The 19,215-nt window shown below is 40.7% G+C and carries 17 protein-coding genes; 5 read left to right on the forward strand and 12 right to left on the reverse strand.

Translation table 11 applies throughout. The features are described from left to right. Positions 1-78: 78 nt before the first annotated feature. The 4 genes from HHO47_RS08915 to rlmD form a co-directional block, all read right to left on the reverse strand. Positions 79-1,713 (reverse strand): CTP synthase, encoded by a 1,635-nt coding sequence (locus tag HHO47_RS08915; RefSeq protein WP_169019973.1) that lies wholly within the window; start codon positions 1,711-1,713, stop codon positions 79-81. A 134-nt stretch (positions 1,714-1,847) separates the two neighbouring features. Further along, positions 1,848-2,663 (reverse strand): nucleoside triphosphate pyrophosphohydrolase, encoded by an 816-nt coding sequence (gene mazG / locus HHO47_RS08920; RefSeq protein WP_169019974.1) that lies wholly within the window; start codon positions 2,661-2,663, stop codon positions 1,848-1,850. A gap of 8 nt (positions 2,664-2,671) precedes the next feature. Continuing rightward, positions 2,672-4,828: a GTP diphosphokinase gene (gene relA / locus HHO47_RS08925; RefSeq protein ID WP_169019975.1), complete on the reverse strand. Its 2,157-nt coding sequence runs from the start codon at positions 4,826-4,828 to the stop codon at positions 2,672-2,674. Between the two features lie 8 nt (positions 4,829-4,836). Next, positions 4,837-6,162: a 23S rRNA (uracil(1939)-C(5))-methyltransferase RlmD gene (rlmD, locus tag HHO47_RS08930; RefSeq protein WP_169019976.1), complete on the reverse strand. Its 1,326-nt coding sequence runs from the start codon at positions 6,160-6,162 to the stop codon at positions 4,837-4,839. Positions 6,163-6,260: 98 nt separating this feature from the next. Between rlmD and barA the strand changes: the two genes are divergently transcribed. Then, positions 6,261-9,026, forward strand: coding sequence for a two-component sensor histidine kinase BarA (gene barA / locus HHO47_RS08935; protein ID WP_169019977.1), 2,766 nt, complete (start codon positions 6,261-6,263; stop codon positions 9,024-9,026). Positions 9,027-9,046: 20 nt separating this feature from the next. Here barA and HHO47_RS08940 read toward each other — a convergent pair whose 3' ends face one another. Next, positions 9,047-9,238, reverse strand: a complete 192-nt coding sequence (locus HHO47_RS08940; RefSeq protein WP_211183670.1) for a hypothetical protein — start codon at positions 9,236-9,238, stop codon at positions 9,047-9,049. 119 nt (positions 9,239-9,357) lie between these two features. On the opposite strand from HHO47_RS08940, the gene HHO47_RS08945 reads away from it, so the two are divergent. Continuing rightward, a complete protein-coding gene (locus tag HHO47_RS08945; RefSeq protein ID WP_169019978.1) occupies positions 9,358-9,825 on the forward strand; it encodes a YcxB family protein in 468 nt (155 codons plus the stop codon). Positions 9,826-9,851: 26 nt separating this feature from the next. Here HHO47_RS08945 and csrA read toward each other — a convergent pair whose 3' ends face one another. The 7 genes from csrA to HHO47_RS08980 all read right to left on the reverse strand — a co-directional run bounded on the left by csrA (position 9,852) and on the right by HHO47_RS08980 (position 16,605). Next, positions 9,852-10,043, reverse strand: a complete 192-nt coding sequence (gene csrA / locus HHO47_RS08950; protein WP_004587515.1) for a carbon storage regulator CsrA — start codon at positions 10,041-10,043, stop codon at positions 9,852-9,854. Between the two features lie 480 nt (positions 10,044-10,523). Next, positions 10,524-13,124 carry an alanine--tRNA ligase gene (alaS, locus tag HHO47_RS08955; protein ID WP_169019979.1) on the reverse strand — a complete coding sequence of 867 codons (2,601 nt, stop codon included), beginning with the start codon at positions 13,122-13,124 and terminating at the stop codon, positions 10,524-10,526. A gap of 19 nt (positions 13,125-13,143) precedes the next feature. Further along, positions 13,144-13,596: a regulatory protein RecX gene (locus HHO47_RS08960; RefSeq protein ID WP_169019991.1), complete on the reverse strand. Its 453-nt coding sequence runs from the start codon at positions 13,594-13,596 to the stop codon at positions 13,144-13,146. Positions 13,597-13,607: 11 nt separating this feature from the next. Beyond that, positions 13,608-14,396 carry a BPSS1780 family membrane protein gene (locus HHO47_RS08965; RefSeq protein ID WP_169019980.1) on the reverse strand — a complete coding sequence of 263 codons (789 nt, stop codon included), beginning with the start codon at positions 14,394-14,396 and terminating at the stop codon, positions 13,608-13,610. Between the two features lie 78 nt (positions 14,397-14,474). Continuing rightward, entirely contained in the window at positions 14,475-15,098 is a 624-nt protein-coding gene (locus HHO47_RS08970; RefSeq protein WP_169019981.1) for a GTP cyclohydrolase II RibA, read from the reverse strand. Between the two features lie 199 nt (positions 15,099-15,297). Continuing rightward, the gene (locus tag HHO47_RS08975) at positions 15,298-15,684 is read right to left on the reverse strand and encodes a LysR family transcriptional regulator substrate-binding protein (RefSeq protein WP_348981644.1); all 387 of its coding nucleotides are present in this window, start codon (positions 15,682-15,684) and stop codon (positions 15,298-15,300) included. Positions 15,685-16,098: 414 nt separating this feature from the next. Continuing rightward, positions 16,099-16,605 (reverse strand): DUF3087 domain-containing protein, encoded by a 507-nt coding sequence (locus tag HHO47_RS08980; protein WP_169019983.1) that lies wholly within the window; start codon positions 16,603-16,605, stop codon positions 16,099-16,101. A 152-nt stretch (positions 16,606-16,757) separates the two neighbouring features. On the opposite strand from HHO47_RS08980, the gene HHO47_RS08985 reads away from it, so the two are divergent. The 3 genes from HHO47_RS08985 to HHO47_RS08995 are packed head-to-tail and all read left to right on the forward strand — an operon-like array spanning position 16,758 to position 18,587. Then, on the forward strand, positions 16,758-17,396 hold the full coding sequence (locus HHO47_RS08985; protein WP_169019984.1) for an energy transducer TonB: 639 nt from the start codon (positions 16,758-16,760) through the stop codon (positions 17,394-17,396). Positions 17,397-17,422: 26 nt separating this feature from the next. Next, the gene (locus HHO47_RS08990) at positions 17,423-17,974 is read left to right on the forward strand and encodes an RNA polymerase sigma factor (RefSeq protein ID WP_169019985.1); all 552 of its coding nucleotides are present in this window, start codon (positions 17,423-17,425) and stop codon (positions 17,972-17,974) included. Further along, positions 17,961-18,587 carry a hypothetical protein gene (locus tag HHO47_RS08995; protein WP_169019986.1) on the forward strand — a complete coding sequence of 209 codons (627 nt, stop codon included), beginning with the start codon at positions 17,961-17,963 and terminating at the stop codon, positions 18,585-18,587. The genes HHO47_RS08990 and HHO47_RS08995 overlap by 14 nt, the downstream gene beginning before the upstream one ends. The last annotated feature ends 628 nt before the right edge of the window (positions 18,588-19,215 follow it).

The following is a 19,215-nucleotide window of genomic DNA, read 5'->3' on the forward strand; positions in this document are numbered from 1 at the left end:
ACTTTGGCTTTATTAATTTTCCTTAATACCGCCGCTTTAAAAACAAATAAGCCGTGCATAGAGCACGGCTTATTCGCATTACGATGACGCTTTTTGATGGGTGTATGCAGCGGCAACAAACCCTTCAAATAACGGGTGACCATCACGCGGGGTTGAGGTGAATTCCGGGTGGAATTGAGCCGCAATAAACCACGGGTGATCTTTATTCTCGATGATTTCAACTAGCTTCTTATCTTCCGATAAACCAGTGAAACTCAGGCCAGCTTTTTCAAGCTGTTCAACAAAATTATTGTTTACTTCATAACGATGACGATGACGTTCAACAATTTCATCACTACCATATACTTCACGTACTTTAGAACCCGGTGTTAAATGACACTTTTGTGCGCCTAAACGCATAGTGCCACCTAAATCAGATTTCTCACTACGTGTTTCAATGTTACCTTCAGCATCTAACCATTCAGTGATCAAACCAACAACAGGGCTTGCTGAGTTAGCATTAAACTCAGTTGAATTTGCATCAGTCAGACCAGCAACATTACGTGCATACTCAATTAGCGCAACTTGCATACCTAAACAAATTCCAAGGTAAGGTACTTTATTTTCGCGGGCATATTGAGCCGCTAAAATTTTACCTTCAACACCGCGACCACCAAAACCACCTGGTACTAAAATAGCATCAAGATTAGCCAGTAATTCAGTACCTTTGCTTTCGACATCTTGCGAATCAACATATTGAATGTTTACTGTTAAACGATTTTTAAGGCCCGCATGTTTAAGTGCTTCGTTCACAGATTTATAGGCATCAGGTAGTTCAATGTATTTACCAACCATACCGATAGTCACTTCACCCGTTGGGTTTGATTCTTGGTATAACACTTGTTCCCACTCAACTAAATCAGCTTCAGGGCAATCAAGGTGGAAACGTCGACATACAAAGTTATCAAGTTCTTGCGATTTTAATAGCGCAGGAATTTTATAAATGCTGTCTACATCTGGTAATGAAATAACCGCTTTTTCTTCAACGTTAGTGAAAAGCGCGATCTTGGCACGTTCGTTATTTGGTAATTTACGATCTGAACGACAGATAAGAATATCAGGCTGAATACCAATCGAGCGTAACTCTTTAACCGAATGCTGAGTTGGTTTGGTTTTCACTTCACCCGCAGGGCCTAAGAATGGCACTAACGTTAAATGAATAAACAATGCGCGCTCACGGCCAATCTCTGTGCCAAGCTGACGAATTGCTTCTATGAATGGTTGTGACTCAATATCACCAACCGTTCCACCAATTTCAACGAGTGCCACATCATGGCCTTCAGCACCGTCATAAACACGTTGCTTAATATCGTTGGTAATATGTGGAATAACCTGAATTGTTGCACCAAGGTACTCACCACGACGCTCACGACGCAGCACATCTTCATATACACGACCTTGTGTGAAGTTGTTACGGCTTGTCATTTTGGTACGGATGAAACGTTCATAGTGACCTAAATCAAGATCGGTTTCAGCGCCGTCTTCGGTGACAAATACTTCACCATGTTGAATTGGGCTCATTGTGCCTGGGTCAACGTTGATATAAGGATCCAGCTTTAAAATGGTAACATTTAAACCACGGGCCTCTAAAATAGCTGCCAACGATGCTGCTGCAATACCTTTACCCAACGAGGAAACAACCCCGCCAGTAACGAAGATAAATTTTGTACTCATGCGAACCCTAGAATATCAGGAATTAAAAGGAAAAATATAGAATCAAGACGGGGCGAAATTATAGCAAAGGCACTGCCATCAATCCAGCGAAAGTTAGTAATTCTCTGCACAAAAAACGCACTCAGCGTTTCGCATTATTTACTGCTGCTTTTTATCGCATTCCATGCGGCATCCATTTCAGCAAGGGTTGCGGTATCAAGCGATTGCCCACGCTCACATAAATAGGCTTGTACTTTTTCAAATCGCGCTGAAAACTTATCGTTGGCGCTACGTAATAATTGCTCTGGGTCACGTTTAATATGCCGTGCCACATTAACTGTAGCAAACAATAAATCGCCGATCTCTTCTGCGCTGTGTGCTGAAAATGGATCAACGGCTAACGCTTCTTTTACTTCATCAACTTCTTCAGCCACTTTATCTAATGCACCATGATAACTAGGCCAATCAAAGCCTAATCCTGCAACCCGCTGCTGAATTTTTTTGGCTTTACTCAAACTAGGCAGATTTGCAGGTATATCTTGCCATAATGTGTTGCTCTGCGGTTCAGCTTTTGCTGCCCGCTCCTGTGCTTTTATGGTTTGCCACTGCTGGCTGAGTTGGTGTTCAGTCAGCCCTTGCTGATCGGCAAATACATGTGGATGGCGACGCACTAACTTATTATTTAGCCCAGCCATTACATCATTAAAATCAAATAACCTTTGCTCTTGTGCCAATTGCGCATAAAAAATCACTTGAAAGAGTAAATCACCTAGTTCATTTTTAAGCTCACCGAAATCACCTTTTTCAATGCAATCAGCTACCTCGTATGCTTCTTCTAAGGTATGCGGTACGATGGATGTAAAGTCTTGCTTCAAATCCCACGGGCAGCCTGTTGCTGGATCACGTAATTTAGCCATAATGGCTAATAACTCTGTTAAGGTATTCGTCGAGGTATGAGTTCTCTGGTTCATTTACATTCCTAGTGACTACGTTTTGCTTCATGCACGCCTTCGATTTGATCTAATTTTGATAGTAATCGATTGGTACTTGATAAATCATGTACTTCAACTTGCATGGTAAATAACGCTAATTGACGGTCATCCACGGTTTCCATATTCATATTCAGCACATTTACTTTTTCATTGGCCAGTACCGAACTAATATCACGTATAAGCCCAGCTCTGTCACTTGCTTCAATTTTAATCGCTAAAGCATAAGAGCCATTAATGTCATCGGACCAACTCACTGCAATAACACGTTCAGGATGCTGTGTTCTTAAATTATTAAACGAATCACAATCAGTCCTGTGTACACCAATCCCACGGCCTTGCGTGATATAACCGATGATTGACTCTCCTGGTACTGGGCGGCAACACTTAGCCACATGGCTCATTAAACTACCCACTCCATCAACCACAATACCATTTTTATCACCGCTGATTTTAGTCGGGTTCTTAAAGCGGATAACGGGCTCGTCATCTGAGCGATCAGTGATAAAATTCAGTAACTGATTTAAACGCACATCGCCAGCGCCTATCGCAACCATTAAGTCATCTAACTCTTTAAAGTTATAGCGAGCAATAGCCGGCTCTAAATTTTTGTAGGTCAGATCGAGCTTTTGTAATTCGTTATCGAGAATTTCTTTACCAGCACTGAGGTTTTTATCGCGATCGAGTTGTTTAAACCAATGATGTATTTTTGCTCTAGCGCGGGATGATTTAATATATCCCAGTGATGGATTTAACCAATCACGGCTAGGGTTTGGTTGTTTTTGAGTTAAAATTTCAACCTGATCACCGGTGTGTAATTGATGGGTAAAAGGTACAATTTTGCCAAATACTTTTGCACCAATACAACGGTGACCGACATTTGAGTGAATATAATATGCAAAATCCAGTGGTGTTGCGCCCAGCGGTAAATCAAAAATATCGCCTCGCGGGGTAAAAATATACACCCGATCTTCAACCACTTGATTTTTTAGCTCTTCGGCTAAATCGCTGCCATCAACCACTTCTTCTTGCCATTGCAATAATTTACGCAACCAGCTAATTTTTTGCTCATATCCAGAACCACGCCCAGGTAATGCTCCTTCTTTATACATCCAGTGCGCAGCAACTCCGAGCTCGGCATCTTGGTGCATCGCATGGGTACGAATTTGAATTTCAACGGTTTTACCTTCTGGGCCAAATACTACGGTATGAATCGATTGATAACCATTTTGTTTAGGGGTGGCGATGTAATCGTCAAACTCTTTATTTAGATGGCGCCAATTGGTATGCACAATCCCCAGCGCACCGTAACAATCTTGCAATTCATCCACCACAATACGCATGGCACGAATATCAAACAACTGATCAAATTCGTAATTTTTTTGCGCCATTTTTTTGTAAATACTGTAGATATGTTTTGGTCGGCCATATACTTCAGCTTTAATACCTGCTTGAGCCAGTTTGGTTTTAACTTGCTCAACCATATCTACCATATAAGCTTCACGGCCTAGACGCTTGTCATCCAATTGCTTGGCAATATTTTTATATACATCAGGATGTAAATAGCGAAACGCTAGATCTTCCAACTCCCACTTTAACTGGCCAATACCTAACCGATTAGCAAGTGGCGCAAAGATATCAGCAGTTTCTTTTGCCGCAATCACCCGCTCTTCTTCACTCGCGTTTTTAACTTCTCGTAAATGACATACTTGCTCAGCAAGTTTAATAACTACAGCCCGCACATCTTCAACCATGGCTAATAACATACGGCGTATATTATCAACTTGTACGGTGCCCGTACCTTGATGAGCCAAAGTGCTAATAGTAGCCATTTGTGCAACACCCGTTAGCAGAGTTGCCACATGCCCCCCCATCACATTGCTTACTGTATCGATGTCGATTAGATCAGCCAAAAAACTCGGCGTAATATATGCGGTAGCGAGGGTGTCTGCATCGAGGTTCATTTCCACCAAAATTTCGACCATTTCCATGGCAATATTTTGTTGCTGATGATTATGCAGTTCAGCACAAAGGATATGCGCTTTACTTAATAACTCGCGCTTTTCTTGCGTTAAATTAAGTAAACCAAGTCGTGAGCTAAAATCACCCTGTTTGTCGTGCTGGTGTGATTGCCGAGTAGCTACCATAATGCGCTCTACCTCCGTTGAAATAACGCCATCGTTTCAATATGCCCGGTGTGTGGAAACATATTCATTAGCCCTATTTTTTCAAGTAAAAATGCAGCTCGCGTAATAATTTCACTGTCACGGGCTAAAGTCACAGGGTCGCAAGATACATATAAAATCGTTTTAAATTGCTCAAGAGGCAGCTGCTCTAAAATAGCTAAGGCACCAGTACGTGAAGGGTCCAATACTAATACGTTCAACTCTTTACTAAACCACGGAGCTTGCTGCATTGTTTGTGTTAAATCAAAACAATGAAATTGAGCATTGGCTATCTGGTTAGTTTGCGCATTTTGCGCCGCCATTGCAACCGCAGAAGCCACTCCTTCAACACCAATTACACTTTTTGCGTGGTTTGCCAGCGCTAAAGTGAAGTTACCAATCCCACAAAATAGATCAAGTACCTGTTCGCCCCCTTTTAAACTAAGCCAGTCAACCGCTTGAGAAAGCATCGCTTGATTTACCTGCGCATTGACTTGAATAAAGTTTTCCAGCCCAAATTCAAATTTTAGTCCAAGCTCAGGGAGTTGATAAAATGGCATAGCTAAATGTTCATGGTTAATTTTCTGAGTTTCGCCTTGCCATATAACCTGCCATTGCTGACTTAACCCGAGTTGATCGATTATACTTTTTAATTTATCAGAAATAGTTTTTGTATGTCGGATCACTACAAAATTTTGCGCATCTGCTTGGCATAATTGAATATGACTAACACTACGCAGCTCTGTATATTGGTTTAACAGTTCATCAAAGACACTAAAAACATCAGCAAAATCATTACTCAACACAGCACAGTGCCGCACACTTATAATTTGTTTAGAGCCTTGGGCACGATAGCCTACACGCATTTTTTTCGCCGTTTTATCAAACATTACCGCTAGCCGTGCACTGCGACGATACTGTGTAGGCGCACTCAATAACGGCGCTTGCCAGTTCATAGCATCAAGCTTGGCAAATTTTGAAAATAGCTGGCTCACAGCTACTTGCTTTTCAACTAATTGTTGATCAAGTTGCAAATGCTGTAATTGGCAACCACCACATTGTTGATAATGTTCGCAAAACGGTTCAACCCGAGCTTCACTGGCTTGCTCAACTTTTATCGTTTTAGCCGTACTATAACGAGCTTTATCTTCGGTTAGTTTGACCTTAACCGTTTCGCCAGTCAGCGTACCACTAACAAAGCACACTTTATTATTATGCTTGGCAATGCCCCGACCTTGATGATCCATGCCTGAAATGACTAAGGTTAACAACTGCCCAGAAAGGGTTTTCTTTTTTGCTTGAAAAAATTGCGCCATCGGGCAACACCTTAAATATTGATTCTACGAGGGTGATTGATTACTAGCTTATAAGTATATACTCTTTAACTAACTAATAATGATAACAACGTTCACTTATGACTAAACTTGGTTTACGCGACTCAGTTTTAACGCTAACACTTATTCCCACAGTAATTATTGGATTACTACTTGGCGGCTATTTTACAATAAATCGTTACATTGAGCTTGATGAAATTTTATATCAACAAGGTGCAACTATCTCTGAGCCACTATCGATTGCCATTGAACAGCCATTATTAGCAAAAAATAAACAGCTACTAAACCGTTTGATCAGCCATGCGCACAATAAGCACTCTCCAGCAATTAAAACCATCGCCATTTTTGATGAGCATAATGAACTGGTGTTAACCAGTAACTATCACCGTGACTTTGATGATCTTCTGCATAGCGAGTACTTACAAGTAGGAAAAAACACCAGAGTACTCAGCAGTGAGTATCTGCTTACCTTTTTTACGCCGATCATTAATCACTCAACGTCAGACGCACAGTGGAAGAATGCAACGTTTCAAACCTCTATTGGCACTGTGGTTATTCAGCTCAACAAAGACCAAGCGATTATTGGCCAGCAACAAGCATTATTAGTCAGCGGCATTGTGATTATTTTAGCCTTAGTGTTGGCAGCTATTTTAGCCATCCGACTTAGTCATATGTTTATAATCCCATTAAACAAGCTAGTACTGGCTACCGATAAATTAATCGAAGGGAAAAGAGAAACCGGTCTAACCGTGCCGATGATGGGCGAATTTGAGTTATTACGCCAAGGGCTAAACACCATTTCTGATACTATGGTGATGCAAAAAGATGAAATGCAAAGGCACATAGATCAAGCAACTAGTGATTTACGCGAGTCGTTAGAATTATATGAAACACAGAATATTCAGCTCAGTATTGCTAAAACAGATGCTCAAGACGCCAACCGCGTAAAGTCTGACTTTTTAGCGAAAATGAGTCACGAACTGCGCACCCCCCTCAATGGTGTCATTGGCTTTACTCGTCAATTACATAAAACACCGCTTAATAAACACCAAAAAGATTACCTCGATACCATCGAACTCTCAGCTAATAGCTTAATGACCATCATCAGCGATATTTTAGATTTCTCTAAACTTGAAGCGGGCGCTATGGAGCTTGAGTCAATTCAATTTCAACTGCGTGACACAATAAACGAAGTACTTACGCTACTGGCTCCCAGTGCCCATGAAAAGCAATTAGAGCTATCGATTTACATTAACTCACTGGTGCCTGATAACATTACTGGTGATCCGACCCGCTTTAAGCAAATTTTGATCAACTTGATCAGTAATGCAATTAAGTTTACTGAGAAAGGCTCAATTAAAATTGATGTTGGCCATCGTTTACTTGATGAAGAACGTACCTCGGTGTTAGTGTCAGTAACCGATACAGGCGTTGGCATTCCGATGGATAAACAAGATGCCTTATTTACTCCTTTTGGCCAAGCAGATTCAAGCATTACCCGTAAGTTCGGCGGCACAGGGTTAGGTCTTATCATCACTAAACACATAGTTGAAACCATGGGGGGCCGTATTACCTTAAACTCAGCACCAGGTAATGGCACCTGTTTCACCTTTAATGGTGTTTTTAGGCTACCAAGCCATATTTATAACAGTGACTTGCCAAGTAAACCTCTTGCAAATAAACGTATTTTATACCTAGAACCCCATGAACATACTCATAATGCGGTGCTCTCTTTATTAACTGAGTGGCAAACTCAGGTCACGGCGTGTTTTGACCAAGAAACCTTTTTAGAAGAATTAAACAAAGAGTTTAATTACGATATTTGTATTATTGGTCATGTTGCCGCAGTTGACGAAATGCAACGCTTAAAAAGCTATATAAAAGCAGTGCGTGAATCGACTGACTACCTATACTTAATGCTCAATTCGGTGTCTCATAATATGCGCGAAGCGTATATTGGCTGTGGTGCAGATGCGTGTTTAAGTAAACCACTCAATCACCGCAAGCTTTGTGAAGTGCTTGCTGCACCGTACCGACTCGATCATCCCGTGCATAATATTGCAGAAAGTAACGAGAAGTTATTACCGCTAAAAGTGTTAGTCGTTGATGATAATGATGCCAATTTAAAGTTAATTTGTACTTTGCTGGAAGAGCAGATTGAAACTATCGATACCGCTCATAATGGCTCGCAAGCCTATAGTTTGAGCAAAAGCCATAAATACGACATTATCTTTATGGATATTCAAATGCCAATTATGGACGGTATTACCGCCTGTAAACTGATCCTAGAATCATCCTTAAACGAAGATACGCCAATTATTGCAGTCACAGCCCACGCCTTAGCAGGCGAGAAAGAGCAACTTATCACCGATGGCTTTAAAGGGTATTTAACTAAACCTATTGATGAAGATATGCTGAAACAAATTATCAGTGATCATAGTCCACAATCACCGCTACGACGAGACAAAAATCGGAATGAGCTGGCTGCTATTGAGCCTCCTTTTGTAAGCTCCTCACTGGATTGGCCATTAGCACTGCAACGTGCCGGAGGTAAAAACGAACTGGCGCTTGAAATGCTTAATATGTTGTTACTCAGTGTGCCAGAAACCCTGCGACTACTTAAAGAGGCAACCGCCAGCCAAGATTGCGAACATGTGCTCAGTATTATTCATAAATTTCACGGTGCTTGCTGTTACACTGGCGTACCCAAGCTCAAAGCACTCGCTGAAGCACTTGAAACCGCGTTAAAAGGTGATTGTGATTTAAGTTATATTGAGCCTGAGCTTTTTGAGCTACAAGACGAACTTGAAAACCTAATGACCGATGCCGGCTTAGCCGAGCATTAACGGCACGGGCGCTCAAGCGTTTAGCCCGATTTCAAGCTACTGATCTGCCATGTTACAGTGGCACTTTTTTGCACCAGTGCGACCTTAGCAATATCACTAACCATGTAATCGCCCGGCACATTTAGCCTTGTTAAGTTGCTCGATAAAGGCTGCTGACAATACGAGCAGGTATCACCGTGGATCACCAAAACAGGCTTTTTAACCTTACTCACACATAATAAAACAACTATATTAAGCTCCCATAGTAACAAACAAATGACCATTTAAAAGAACGGCTTTTTGCGACTAAGCTTGCTAAAATAACCGCACAGTCATCCTGAATTTGTAAATTATGTCATTTAGTACCACTTATACATTAGATAAATCCTACTTTTACGAATGTTTTGATGAGTCTCTGCCTTACAGCACACAGGCAAAGCCGAAATATGTTTTTTTAGTATTATTGGTTAGTTTAGGACTTACAGCTATTTATTGGTTAGAAAAACACTATTTAGGAAATTTCTTGATCATGGCCGCAGTGCTCGAATGTGTTGCTTTTTATTATCGCAGGCCTTGGTGGGTAACACGGCAAATGCTTAGTCGCGCATCTGGCTCTGAGGCAACGTTAACTATTGATAAAAACGGTTTTAAAAGCGAAAACCCACATAAAAGCTATCAGCTAGCATGGCAAGATATCGATGACGTAATTTTTACTGTTCGCGGTATTATTTTAAAAAGCCGTCGCGGCATGCAGTACATTTCAAATAGCGTGCTCAGTGATGAGATTATTGAGTACATAAAAAAAAGAGCCACTAAATAGTGGCTCTTTCATATCAATTAAATTGATTAAGCATTGCCCGGGTTCGGGTTAGACTTTTCAGCTTGAATACGCATGTAAATTTCTTCACGATGTACCGAAACGTCTTTAGGTGCATTAACACCTATACGTACTTGATTTCCTTTAACACCTAGTACAGTGACTGTTACTTCGTCACCAATCATTAGGGTTTCACCTACTCGACGAGTTAGTATTAGCATTCTCTTGCTCCCGTATTCCAATAAATTAAAAGATTCCGCGTTTATATCTTAAAGAAAATAAAGCCTAAAAGTAAGTAAAAACTCTAAATCGATTCATTTTCTGCTAAAAAAACCTTTGCCATGCGCCCATCGCCAATTCTAAACCAGTTTCATCTATTCAAACTCATATTTTAATATTAGATATTAATTTAATACCAGTTTACGTTAATCCATAAAAAAACACGCTTACAGCGCTAAGTCGTGATCCCATACTCACTGCCATAACAGGTTTTAGCAACACAGAAACCATAAAACTTCCTACCATTAATATAATGGTGATTATCGTTCAATACTTCAAGTCGCTGATAAAATATTTATAGTCAATTTAAACGTAAGTGCAGCATTGTATGTCTTTAGATGAAACCTCTGCAGACTTAATTGAATCTACAGAAGTTCTTGATAGAAAACAGACATCAACTATGAAATTGATGTCTATGCTATTTAAGTGCGCTCAGTTAACCAAGCGGTTACGCTATCAAGTGCTGCAGTTAAGTTTTGCGGCTCAGAGCCACCTGCTTGCGCCATATCAGGACGACCGCCGCCTTTACCACCAACTTGTGATGCCATATGATTTACCAGCTCACCGGCTTTCACTTTGTCAGTTAAGTCTTTCGTTACACCCGCGATTAGGCTTACTTTGTCGCCATCAGCCACACCTAATGCAATAACACCTGAGCCAATCTTGTTTTTAAGGTCATCAACCATGCCGCGTAAGGCTTTTGATTCAGTACCTTCAACGTTTGCCACAAGTAACTTAACACCGTTAATTTCAACAATTGAATCAAGTAACGATGCACCCGCAGCACTGGCTAGCTTGTCGCTTAGCTGTGCTATTTGTTTTTCAAGACCTTTTGACTTTTCAAGCAAGGCAGTTACTTTTTCAAGTACTGATGCGCTGTCGCCTTTAACAAGAGCCGCTACGTCGTTTAGGTGTTGCTCTTGCTCACTTACATAAGCAATTGCATCAGCACCCGTTACCGCTTCAATGCGACGTACACCGGCAGCAATACCGCTCTCAGAAATTATTTTGAATAAACCGATATCACCAGCACGGTTTACGTGAGTACCACCACACAATTCGATAGAGTAATCGCCAATAGTGACTACGCGAACTTCATCATCGTACTTCTCACCAAATAACGCCATTGCGCCTTTTTCTTTGGCAGCGTCAATGGCCATCAGTTCTGTGTTTAAAGCAAAGTTACGACGAATTTCGTTATTAACAACGCGCTCTATTTCACGTAGTTCAGCTTTCGTGACAGCTTCAAAATGCGAGAAGTCAAAACGTAAACGTTCAGGGTCTACTAGTGAGCCTTTTTGCGATACATGCTCGCCCAATAACTGACGTAATGCTTGGTGTAAAATATGCGTTGCTGTGTGATTATTTTTAACACGATCACGGCGCTCATTATCAATGTTAGCGTCAACTTTATCGTTCACACCAATGCGACCCATCACTGTTCCGTGGTGCGCGAATGCATTACCAAGTTTAGTAGTGTTAGTAACTGTAAACTCACCACCAGCTACCGTTAATGTGCCGGTGTCGCCAACTTGACCACCAGATTCCGCGTAAAATGGTGTGCGATCTAGTACCACAATGCCTTGTTGGCCATCTTCAAGTACTGATACAGCTTCACCTTGTGCGAACATTTCAATCACAGTGCCGCTATAGTGCGTTGCGTCATAGCCTTTAAAGTCAGTGTGTTTATCAGACTTTAATTGCTGGTTATAGTCAGCACCAAACTTACCTGCTTGCTGTGCAGTTTTTCGCTGCACTGCCATACACTCTTGAAAGCCTTGCTCATCAATTGTCATAAAGCGTTCACGAGCCACGTCAGCGGTTAAATCAGCTGGGAAACCATAGGTGTCATATAATTTGAATACCAATTCACCTGGGATCACATCACCTGATAAATCAGTCAGGCTGTCTTCTAAAATAGCTAAACCACGCTCAAGCGTTTTGCCAAATTGCTCTTCTTCGATACGCAGTACTTTTTCGATGATTTCTTGCTGTTTTGCAAGTTCTGGATACGCTAGGCCCATTTGCTCGATTAACGCAGCCACTAACTTATAGAAGAACGCCCCTTGTGCACCAAGCTTATTACCATGGCGAACTGCGCGACGAATGATACGGCGCAGCACATAACCACGGCCTTCGTTTGATGGCATTACCCCATCAGAAATCAAAAATGCACATGAACGAATATGATCAGCGACTACGCGTAATGACTTATCATCCATATCTTGCGCATTCGTCACTTCTGCCGCGGCCTTAATTAAACCTAGGAATAAATCGATTTCGTAGTTTGAATGCACGCCTTGTAAAATAGCAGCAATGCGCTCAAGACCCATGCCAGTATCAACAGACTGCTTAGGAAGCGGCTCCATAGTACCGTCGCTTTGACGGTTGTATTGCATGAATACAAGGTTCCAAATTTCAATGAAACGGTCGCCATCTTCTTCAGGAGAGCCTGGAGGCCCGCCCCAAATATGTTCACCATGGTCATAAAAAATTTCCGAACATGGACCACACGGACCTGTATCACCCATTGACCAAAAGTTATCTGAAGTAGCAATACGAATAATGCGATCTTCAGGCAAACCAATTTCGTTAGCCCAATAACCAAATGCTTCTTCATCATCATGATAGATAGTAACAAGCAGTTTTTCTTTCGGCAGTTTTACAACGTCAGTCAAAAACTGCCACGCAAACTTAATCGCGTCTTGTTTAAAGTAATCACCAAAGCTGAAGTTACCTAGCATTTCGAAAAATGTATGGTGGCGCGCTGTGTAGCCTACATTTTCTAAATCATTATGCTTACCACCGGCACGCACACAACGTTGAGAGCTAGTTGCGCGGCTATAAGGGCGGCTTTCTGCGCCTAAAAATACATCTTTAAATTGCACCATGCCGGCATTATTAAATAATAATGTCGCATCGTTACCCGGAATAAGCGAGCTTGATGGAACAATTTGGTGTTGTTTAGAGGCAAAAAAGTCTAAAAACTGTTGCCTGATCTGTGCGGTTGTCATGTGCTGCATGTGAACGTCTCACCCATTTTTACTGTGCTTGCATTGCAAAATCTATTTGTTCGTAACTGAACCCTCGATACATTAAGTAGCGCACGCGCTTAGCTTTTTCTTTGTGATCGAAGTCGTCCTGTGAATTTGAATATTTCTTTAAATACGCATCCTGCGCTAACTCAAACCAATCAATTTCGAGTGATTCAATAACACTTTCTAACAGTGCTCGGTCAATCCTTTTCCCCATAGCTTCACTTTGAATGCGTTTTAAGCCATGTTTTTTAGCAATGTGGCGACGTACAAAACCTTCAACATAACGCTGCTCATTTATAAAATTGTGTTCTTCACACCAATCTAATAAAGCGTCGATAAATTCAGATGTCGCCTCTTTTTGCTGCAACTTTAGGATCAACTCACGACGCGAATATTCTTGTCGAGCGAGTAACCTAAGTACGTAATTCTTTAATTTTTTTTGTAGTGCTTCATCCATCTCATCAGCCATCACGCGTCAAAACGACCGCTGTCATGATTATGCTGCGGCGTATCTGGCTGGGTATCAGCAGGCGGTACAACCGGCATAAAAATAGCTTGATAAGAAACAAAAAAGCTAATGTAACAAATTGGCATTAAAACCAACAGCGGTAAGAATGATAAGAACATTGAAAGCATCATCAAACCTGCTGCAATTGCCCCATATATACTCAATGGTGCCATGTTGTGGTAAAACACCAACAGTGAGCTTTTAAGCACCTCAAAAATGCGTTTTTGCTGATTAAAATAAACCAATGGCACAGCATAAGAAAAAGCGGTTAAATAAAAAGATAACGCAATTAAAAACAGCACAACATTTGCCATCGAGATGTTATCAATAACTTGCTGCAAAGCAATGTTAGGGTCGACACTTGAGTTACTCATAATTTCAATAGCTTCAGCAAATAAGCCACCTGCCAGCAAGGCCATTAGCACACCTGCCGCCATTTGATAAAGCGCTAAACGTAACAGTCCCATACGATTACCCTTGGCGGTAAACGGCTTTAGGATATCGGCCAACATAATTTTGCCGCCTTGCTGTTTGGTGATCACCGCTTGATAAAACCCCGCAGTTAAAAATGGCGTGGCGATGGCTGCTATAATTTGTAAAAAAGGTAAAAATAGCGATAGTAAACCAATAATACCTATAAATAAGTGCATAAAAATAAAGGTAAAAGGCTGAGTTTTAAAAATAAGCCAGCCTGCTTTAAACCATTTCAGCCCTACATTGGCCTTAAATACTCGTAATTCAATTGACATACTTGCTCTTAAATTAACAATAAAACACGCCGAGTATAACTCGGCGTTGGATGGGATCACATAGACGACAGCGGAAAATTACGGTTTTTTAATCTTCTTTATATCTAACATATGCGCACCATGCTTAATTTTCGTCTCTAGGTATGCTTTATTGCCAGCTAAACCAGCTTTAATGTGTGCATGCGTGCCAACCACAGATTCAACTTCAATACCTGCATCTTTCAAAGCATTAAGCTTTTTAGGATTATTAGTCATCAATTTAACATATTTTAAACCCATCGCTTCGAGCATTAGTACCGCGTCAGAAAAGTCACGTAAATCATCAGCAAACCCTAAATGATTATTTGCTTCATAGGTATTCATACCTTGTGATTGCAATACATAGGCATCAATTTTATTGTATAAACCAATACCACGCCCTTCTTGGCGTAAATAAAGTAAAATGCCACCTTGTTGATGCATCATTTCAATGCATTCGTTGAGTTGCTCACCACAATCACATCGTGATGAATGGAATACATCACCGGTTAAACACTCTGAATGCATACGAATAAGCGGCACTGGCTGCTCACGATCCGCATTATTAAATACCAAAGCAACATGCTCTTGGCCATCATTTAAACCGCTGAATGATACGATCTCTGCGGGTATATCACTGTTTTTGCCAACATTTAGCTGGACTCTAGCTCTTACTTGCGCCACGACAAATCCAAATTTTAAAAAGTAATGCGATGCATTTAATTGTGATACTATCACAAATTAATCAGCGTTGAAAATAATGCAATATCGCAATAAGTCATCACTACATTGAGGCGATAGCCAACAATTCAAGTATTATACCTCAGATACTTGATTGGCTACATCGCCAATTGAACCTCAGCTAACCTTGATATTTACTTTTCTAGTTAAGTAAAAGCTTTAAATCACACTCTTTTTGAATCAATGATTCAGGTATAACTGCTGCACCAAAACCTAATTTTACAAAGCTTTGCAGCTGAGAGTCATGAATAGCTTTACCTTGGTAAGTGATCGATATATTCACATCACTTATAAATCTTTCAAATGCTTTTCGATTAGTGCAGTAAGGTTTTTCAATAAAAGCTAGCCCTTGTAACTCATTCAAGCTCACTGTTTTATTTTTCGCTAAGGGGTGATCTTTACGTACAATCAGTTTATAACCTTCTTGATTTAGCCTTCTAAACTTAAACTGTGGTGATAACAATTGCTTATCAACAATTGCTATTTGCGCTTGTTCAATAACATCAACGATGAATAAATTAACATCTATAGGTGTATTTTTATCCGCTCTAGAAGACTAGCGTAACGTTCGATATTTATATCAAGCTTTAGGAAACAATTGGTATATAACCATCTTTGACCAATTATTTTGGTATGGTGAAAAAGAGCAGCACGTTAAAAGCCGCACTTATATTGTTTCTCATGAACAAGCAGGAAAAGTAGATTACTTTCCGAAACCGTAAGTAACCTCGAAAGATCGGATATTTAATGATAAATGTACATATATCGATGTGAGTTAATCACGCTAAAAATCATAATGTTCTAAAGCTGAATAAACCACCATGGGTAATATTGTTTAATAGTTTTCTGTGGTTAATTTTATTCATGCTCAGTGCTATAAACCTTTATCAATAATTTATTGTGCGTTTATAACGCTGATTCAGTTTAGATTAGGATAGACGTACTAAAATTGCTTTAAAATTGCTTCATCATAGTCATCTACATTCAGCGCGACATTAAACTGCGCCGCCACATTATCAAGCTCCGCTTGCTTGATTGCCAACTCATCCATAGTGATGGTGTTATCGTCTAGTTGCCATAATAACCGCGAGCCCGCATAACTATAATGAATTGCTAACAATGCCTGAGGATTTCCTTCTCGCCCCGCCGCTTTTAATTTTGCCATTTTACGGGTGATTTTATTCAATGCTTGTTTCAGATCCCACACATACACCACTTCGGTCATATAATCATGTGTACGGTATTTATTCAGCGCCCAGCCAATTATTAGGCTAGTAATAACTACACCAATTAAATTCCAATGAAAGTGACTGCCACTTTCATCAGGGAATAACGCAATGAGTAGTTGTGAGATTGCTAAACTGCCAATAGCTAACGCCAAGCCGCAGCCAATAATAACGCGGTTTAAATGCTTACGATAACGAGCTTTATCAATTTGAATAAGTTGCATAACTGCCTAATAAAATAAAAACCAAAATTCTCAGCCGCCATTGTAACCAATGCCTATAAGCAAACACGAAACTTTTTAAAAATATTTCACCCCTTTTTAATCTAACGCACGTTTTAGTGATGAATACGACTTAACTTATCAAGGATTTGCTTATGCAAACAGTAGCTTTACCACACACTACTCATGCTTTAAAAACATCAACAGCCATTGTTGGCGGTGCAGCCATGACCTTTGCGGCATTTGCATTTATGCAGTACTTAATTAGTGGCGAGCAACGCGCGCCAAGCTTCAATGGTGAAAATTTTGTTGTGGAGATATTTCAAGTACCAGAAGATTCTAAAGTGCAGCACAAACAAGCTCTGCCGCCACCACCTAAAATGCAAAGGCCACCAAAAGTGCCGCCGCGTACACCGCCAAATACTGATACTAATATAGTAACAACCGCAATAACGCCAGATATAAGTATTGATACAATCGGTGGCGATATAAAAGCTAACTTACAGCGACCAACCGGTGATGCGACCCCCATAGTACGTATAAATCCTAAATACCCGCCCATTGCCGCACGAGAAGGCATTGAAGGCTGGGTACAATTAAGCTTTAATGTATCTCAAACTGGTGAAGTAATAGATGCACAAGTTACTGACGCAGAACCAAAACGCATTTTCGACCGTGAAGCACTACGGGCAATTAAACGCTGGAAATACCGCCCAAAAGTGATTGATGGCGTAGCACAAATGCAAACGGGGCAAAGCGTACAACTTGATTTTAAGTTAGACCAAACGCAATAAAAGCTCATTAACGGATAAGGGTGCCTATGCTTACAAGCTTAAAGTCATGGTTTATCAGTCAGCCCAGTAACGACTACTTGGCTGACTACGCAAAAAGTGGCGACAATCGCCACTTAACTAAACTCGTTATCTTGTTTGGCAGCAATTTGTATCATTACTTAGTCACGCAAAGTAATGAGCAACTCGCCTTTGATATAAGCCAACAAACATGGTTAAAAGTGATGGAAAACCGCCATTATTATCAAGCACAAAACAACCCAAAAGCCTGGCTGTTTCGCCTTGCTCGCAATGCCTTAATTGATGAATTTCGTAAACAACAGCGCTTTGTAGAATTAGAAGACGATACGACGATTGCAGCACCTAATACTCAGCAAAGCTTTGATTACGAAGCCTTTAACCGCGCTTTAATGCAACTGAGCTTTGTACAACGCGAAGCCCTCAGCCTACAGCAAGAAGGCTTTTCGCTTGAAGATATACAACAGATCACACAAAGCAATCATGAGACCGTAAAAACGCGGCTACGTTATGCAAAACAAAACTTAAAAACATTATTAGGAGGCTACCATGAACAAGCATAACGAACAGTTTGAGCAGCAACTTAACCAGCATTTTAGTGAGCGTAAAAAACGCCACACACTAACGCCAGAGCAACAGCCATTGTTTACGCAAATGCCGAATCAAAAAGCTAATAAAAAGCCGACTCGATTTTTATTACCCCTGCAAATGACCAGCCTCGCCTGCGCTTTAGTGATGCTAGGCTTTACCGTATTTACCACAACAGATAACACCACAGAACAACAAGACACACTTAACAGCACCTTTGCCCTACAGCAAGGCAGCTACCACTTTATTGAGGTTCACCAAATAGATAATGCGGGCAGTTACTCAAGTGAGATCACTAGCCAAAAACAACAACTCGACGACAAACTCGCCGCCGACCTGCGCCTACACCAACAACGCTACATTGAATACGGCCAATTAGTAAAAGTGGATAACGACTGGTACATCGCCAGCTGCCACAGCGAAGTGCTCATTCAAATAAAAGACTCATTATTGAATGACTTAAAAACCAAACACGCCGTAGCGAGTGATATTGTAAAAGGCGACATGCTCACCATGGCCCACAACAACCAAGGCCAGATCATCGCACTCAAACATGCGGGAGATGGGGTTAAGGTGTGTAGGGGGTGATTTTCACCACCGAGGGCACAGTAATCGGCTAAGCCAAAAGCCTTCTAAGTTTTCGGCTAGAAAAAGAGCTCTTTCTTGGGGAGTTATTGAGAGGTTTGAGTCAGGCATTACTTAGTTCCTTGTATTGAAACATCCATTTTTATGATTAATAACATACCTTTATCAATACATCATGCCAACCTTCCAGCTCTGCTTATATACTTATACTTAATCGGAATAAAGATATATAGATTCAGGTATTGCATCTTGCCAAGCTCAAACACAAATTTCACGTTTAACACCCTTCCCCCGTCATCACGCCCTGAAAATAAGTAATTGATGAGTAATATCAATTATATTTTAAAGGATTAAGCGTGATGCTAGGGTAGAAAACATTCGCGGCTAAAGCCAGCTCCTATAGAGAGTCCAGAGAGAGGTCAACGGCAACACCGATTTGGCTCACCAAGCCAGCGCGACAAAACCTTGAATAAGGTTTCTAATGTAGGTAGCCCCCTGTGTCAAGATCTGACTCTTATACACAAATAAATTAGGCTTCAATTGAACTTTATTTATATCAGTCGATCAGATCAGTTATAACGAAAAAACCGATCGAGTTTAATTATTATGCTGATAAAAGATACTGAAAAAT

This window comes from Pseudoalteromonas arctica, assembly GCF_012927645.1.
In the GTDB taxonomy this organism is placed as follows: domain Bacteria; phylum Pseudomonadota; class Gammaproteobacteria; order Enterobacterales; family Alteromonadaceae; genus Pseudoalteromonas; species Pseudoalteromonas arctica_A.

Coding starts and splice junctions, on each gene's coding strand:
- csrA (WP_004587515.1), bottom strand. CDS start 10,043: ATGCTAATACTAACTCGTCGAGTAGGTGAAACCCTAATGATTGGTGAC.
- HHO47_RS08960 (WP_169019991.1), bottom strand. CDS start 13,596: ATGGATGAAGCACTACAAAAAAAATTAAAGAATTACGTACTTAGGTTA.
- HHO47_RS08965 (WP_169019980.1), bottom strand. CDS start 14,396: ATGTCAATTGAATTACGAGTATTTAAGGCCAATGTAGGGCTGAAATGG.
- HHO47_RS08945 (WP_169019978.1), top strand. CDS start 9,358: ATGTCATTTAGTACCACTTATACATTAGATAAATCCTACTTTTACGAA.
- HHO47_RS08995 (WP_169019986.1), top strand. CDS start 17,961: ATGAACAAGCATAACGAACAGTTTGAGCAGCAACTTAACCAGCATTTT.
- barA (WP_169019977.1), top strand. CDS start 6,261: ATGACTAAACTTGGTTTACGCGACTCAGTTTTAACGCTAACACTTATT.
- rlmD (WP_169019976.1), bottom strand. CDS start 6,162: ATGGCGCAATTTTTTCAAGCAAAAAAGAAAACCCTTTCTGGGCAGTTG.
- HHO47_RS08980 (WP_169019983.1), bottom strand. CDS start 16,605: ATGCAACTTATTCAAATTGATAAAGCTCGTTATCGTAAGCATTTAAAC.
- HHO47_RS08985 (WP_169019984.1), top strand. CDS start 16,758: ATGCAAACAGTAGCTTTACCACACACTACTCATGCTTTAAAAACATCA.
- relA (WP_169019975.1), bottom strand. CDS start 4,828: ATGGTAGCTACTCGGCAATCACACCAGCACGACAAACAGGGTGATTTT.
- mazG (WP_169019974.1), bottom strand. CDS start 2,663: ATGAACCAGAGAACTCATACCTCGACGAATACCTTAACAGAGTTATTA.
- HHO47_RS08915 (WP_169019973.1), bottom strand. CDS start 1,713: ATGAGTACAAAATTTATCTTCGTTACTGGCGGGGTTGTTTCCTCGTTG.
- HHO47_RS08990 (WP_169019985.1), top strand. CDS start 17,423: ATGCTTACAAGCTTAAAGTCATGGTTTATCAGTCAGCCCAGTAACGAC.
- alaS (WP_169019979.1), bottom strand. CDS start 13,124: ATGCAGCACATGACAACCGCACAGATCAGGCAACAGTTTTTAGACTTT.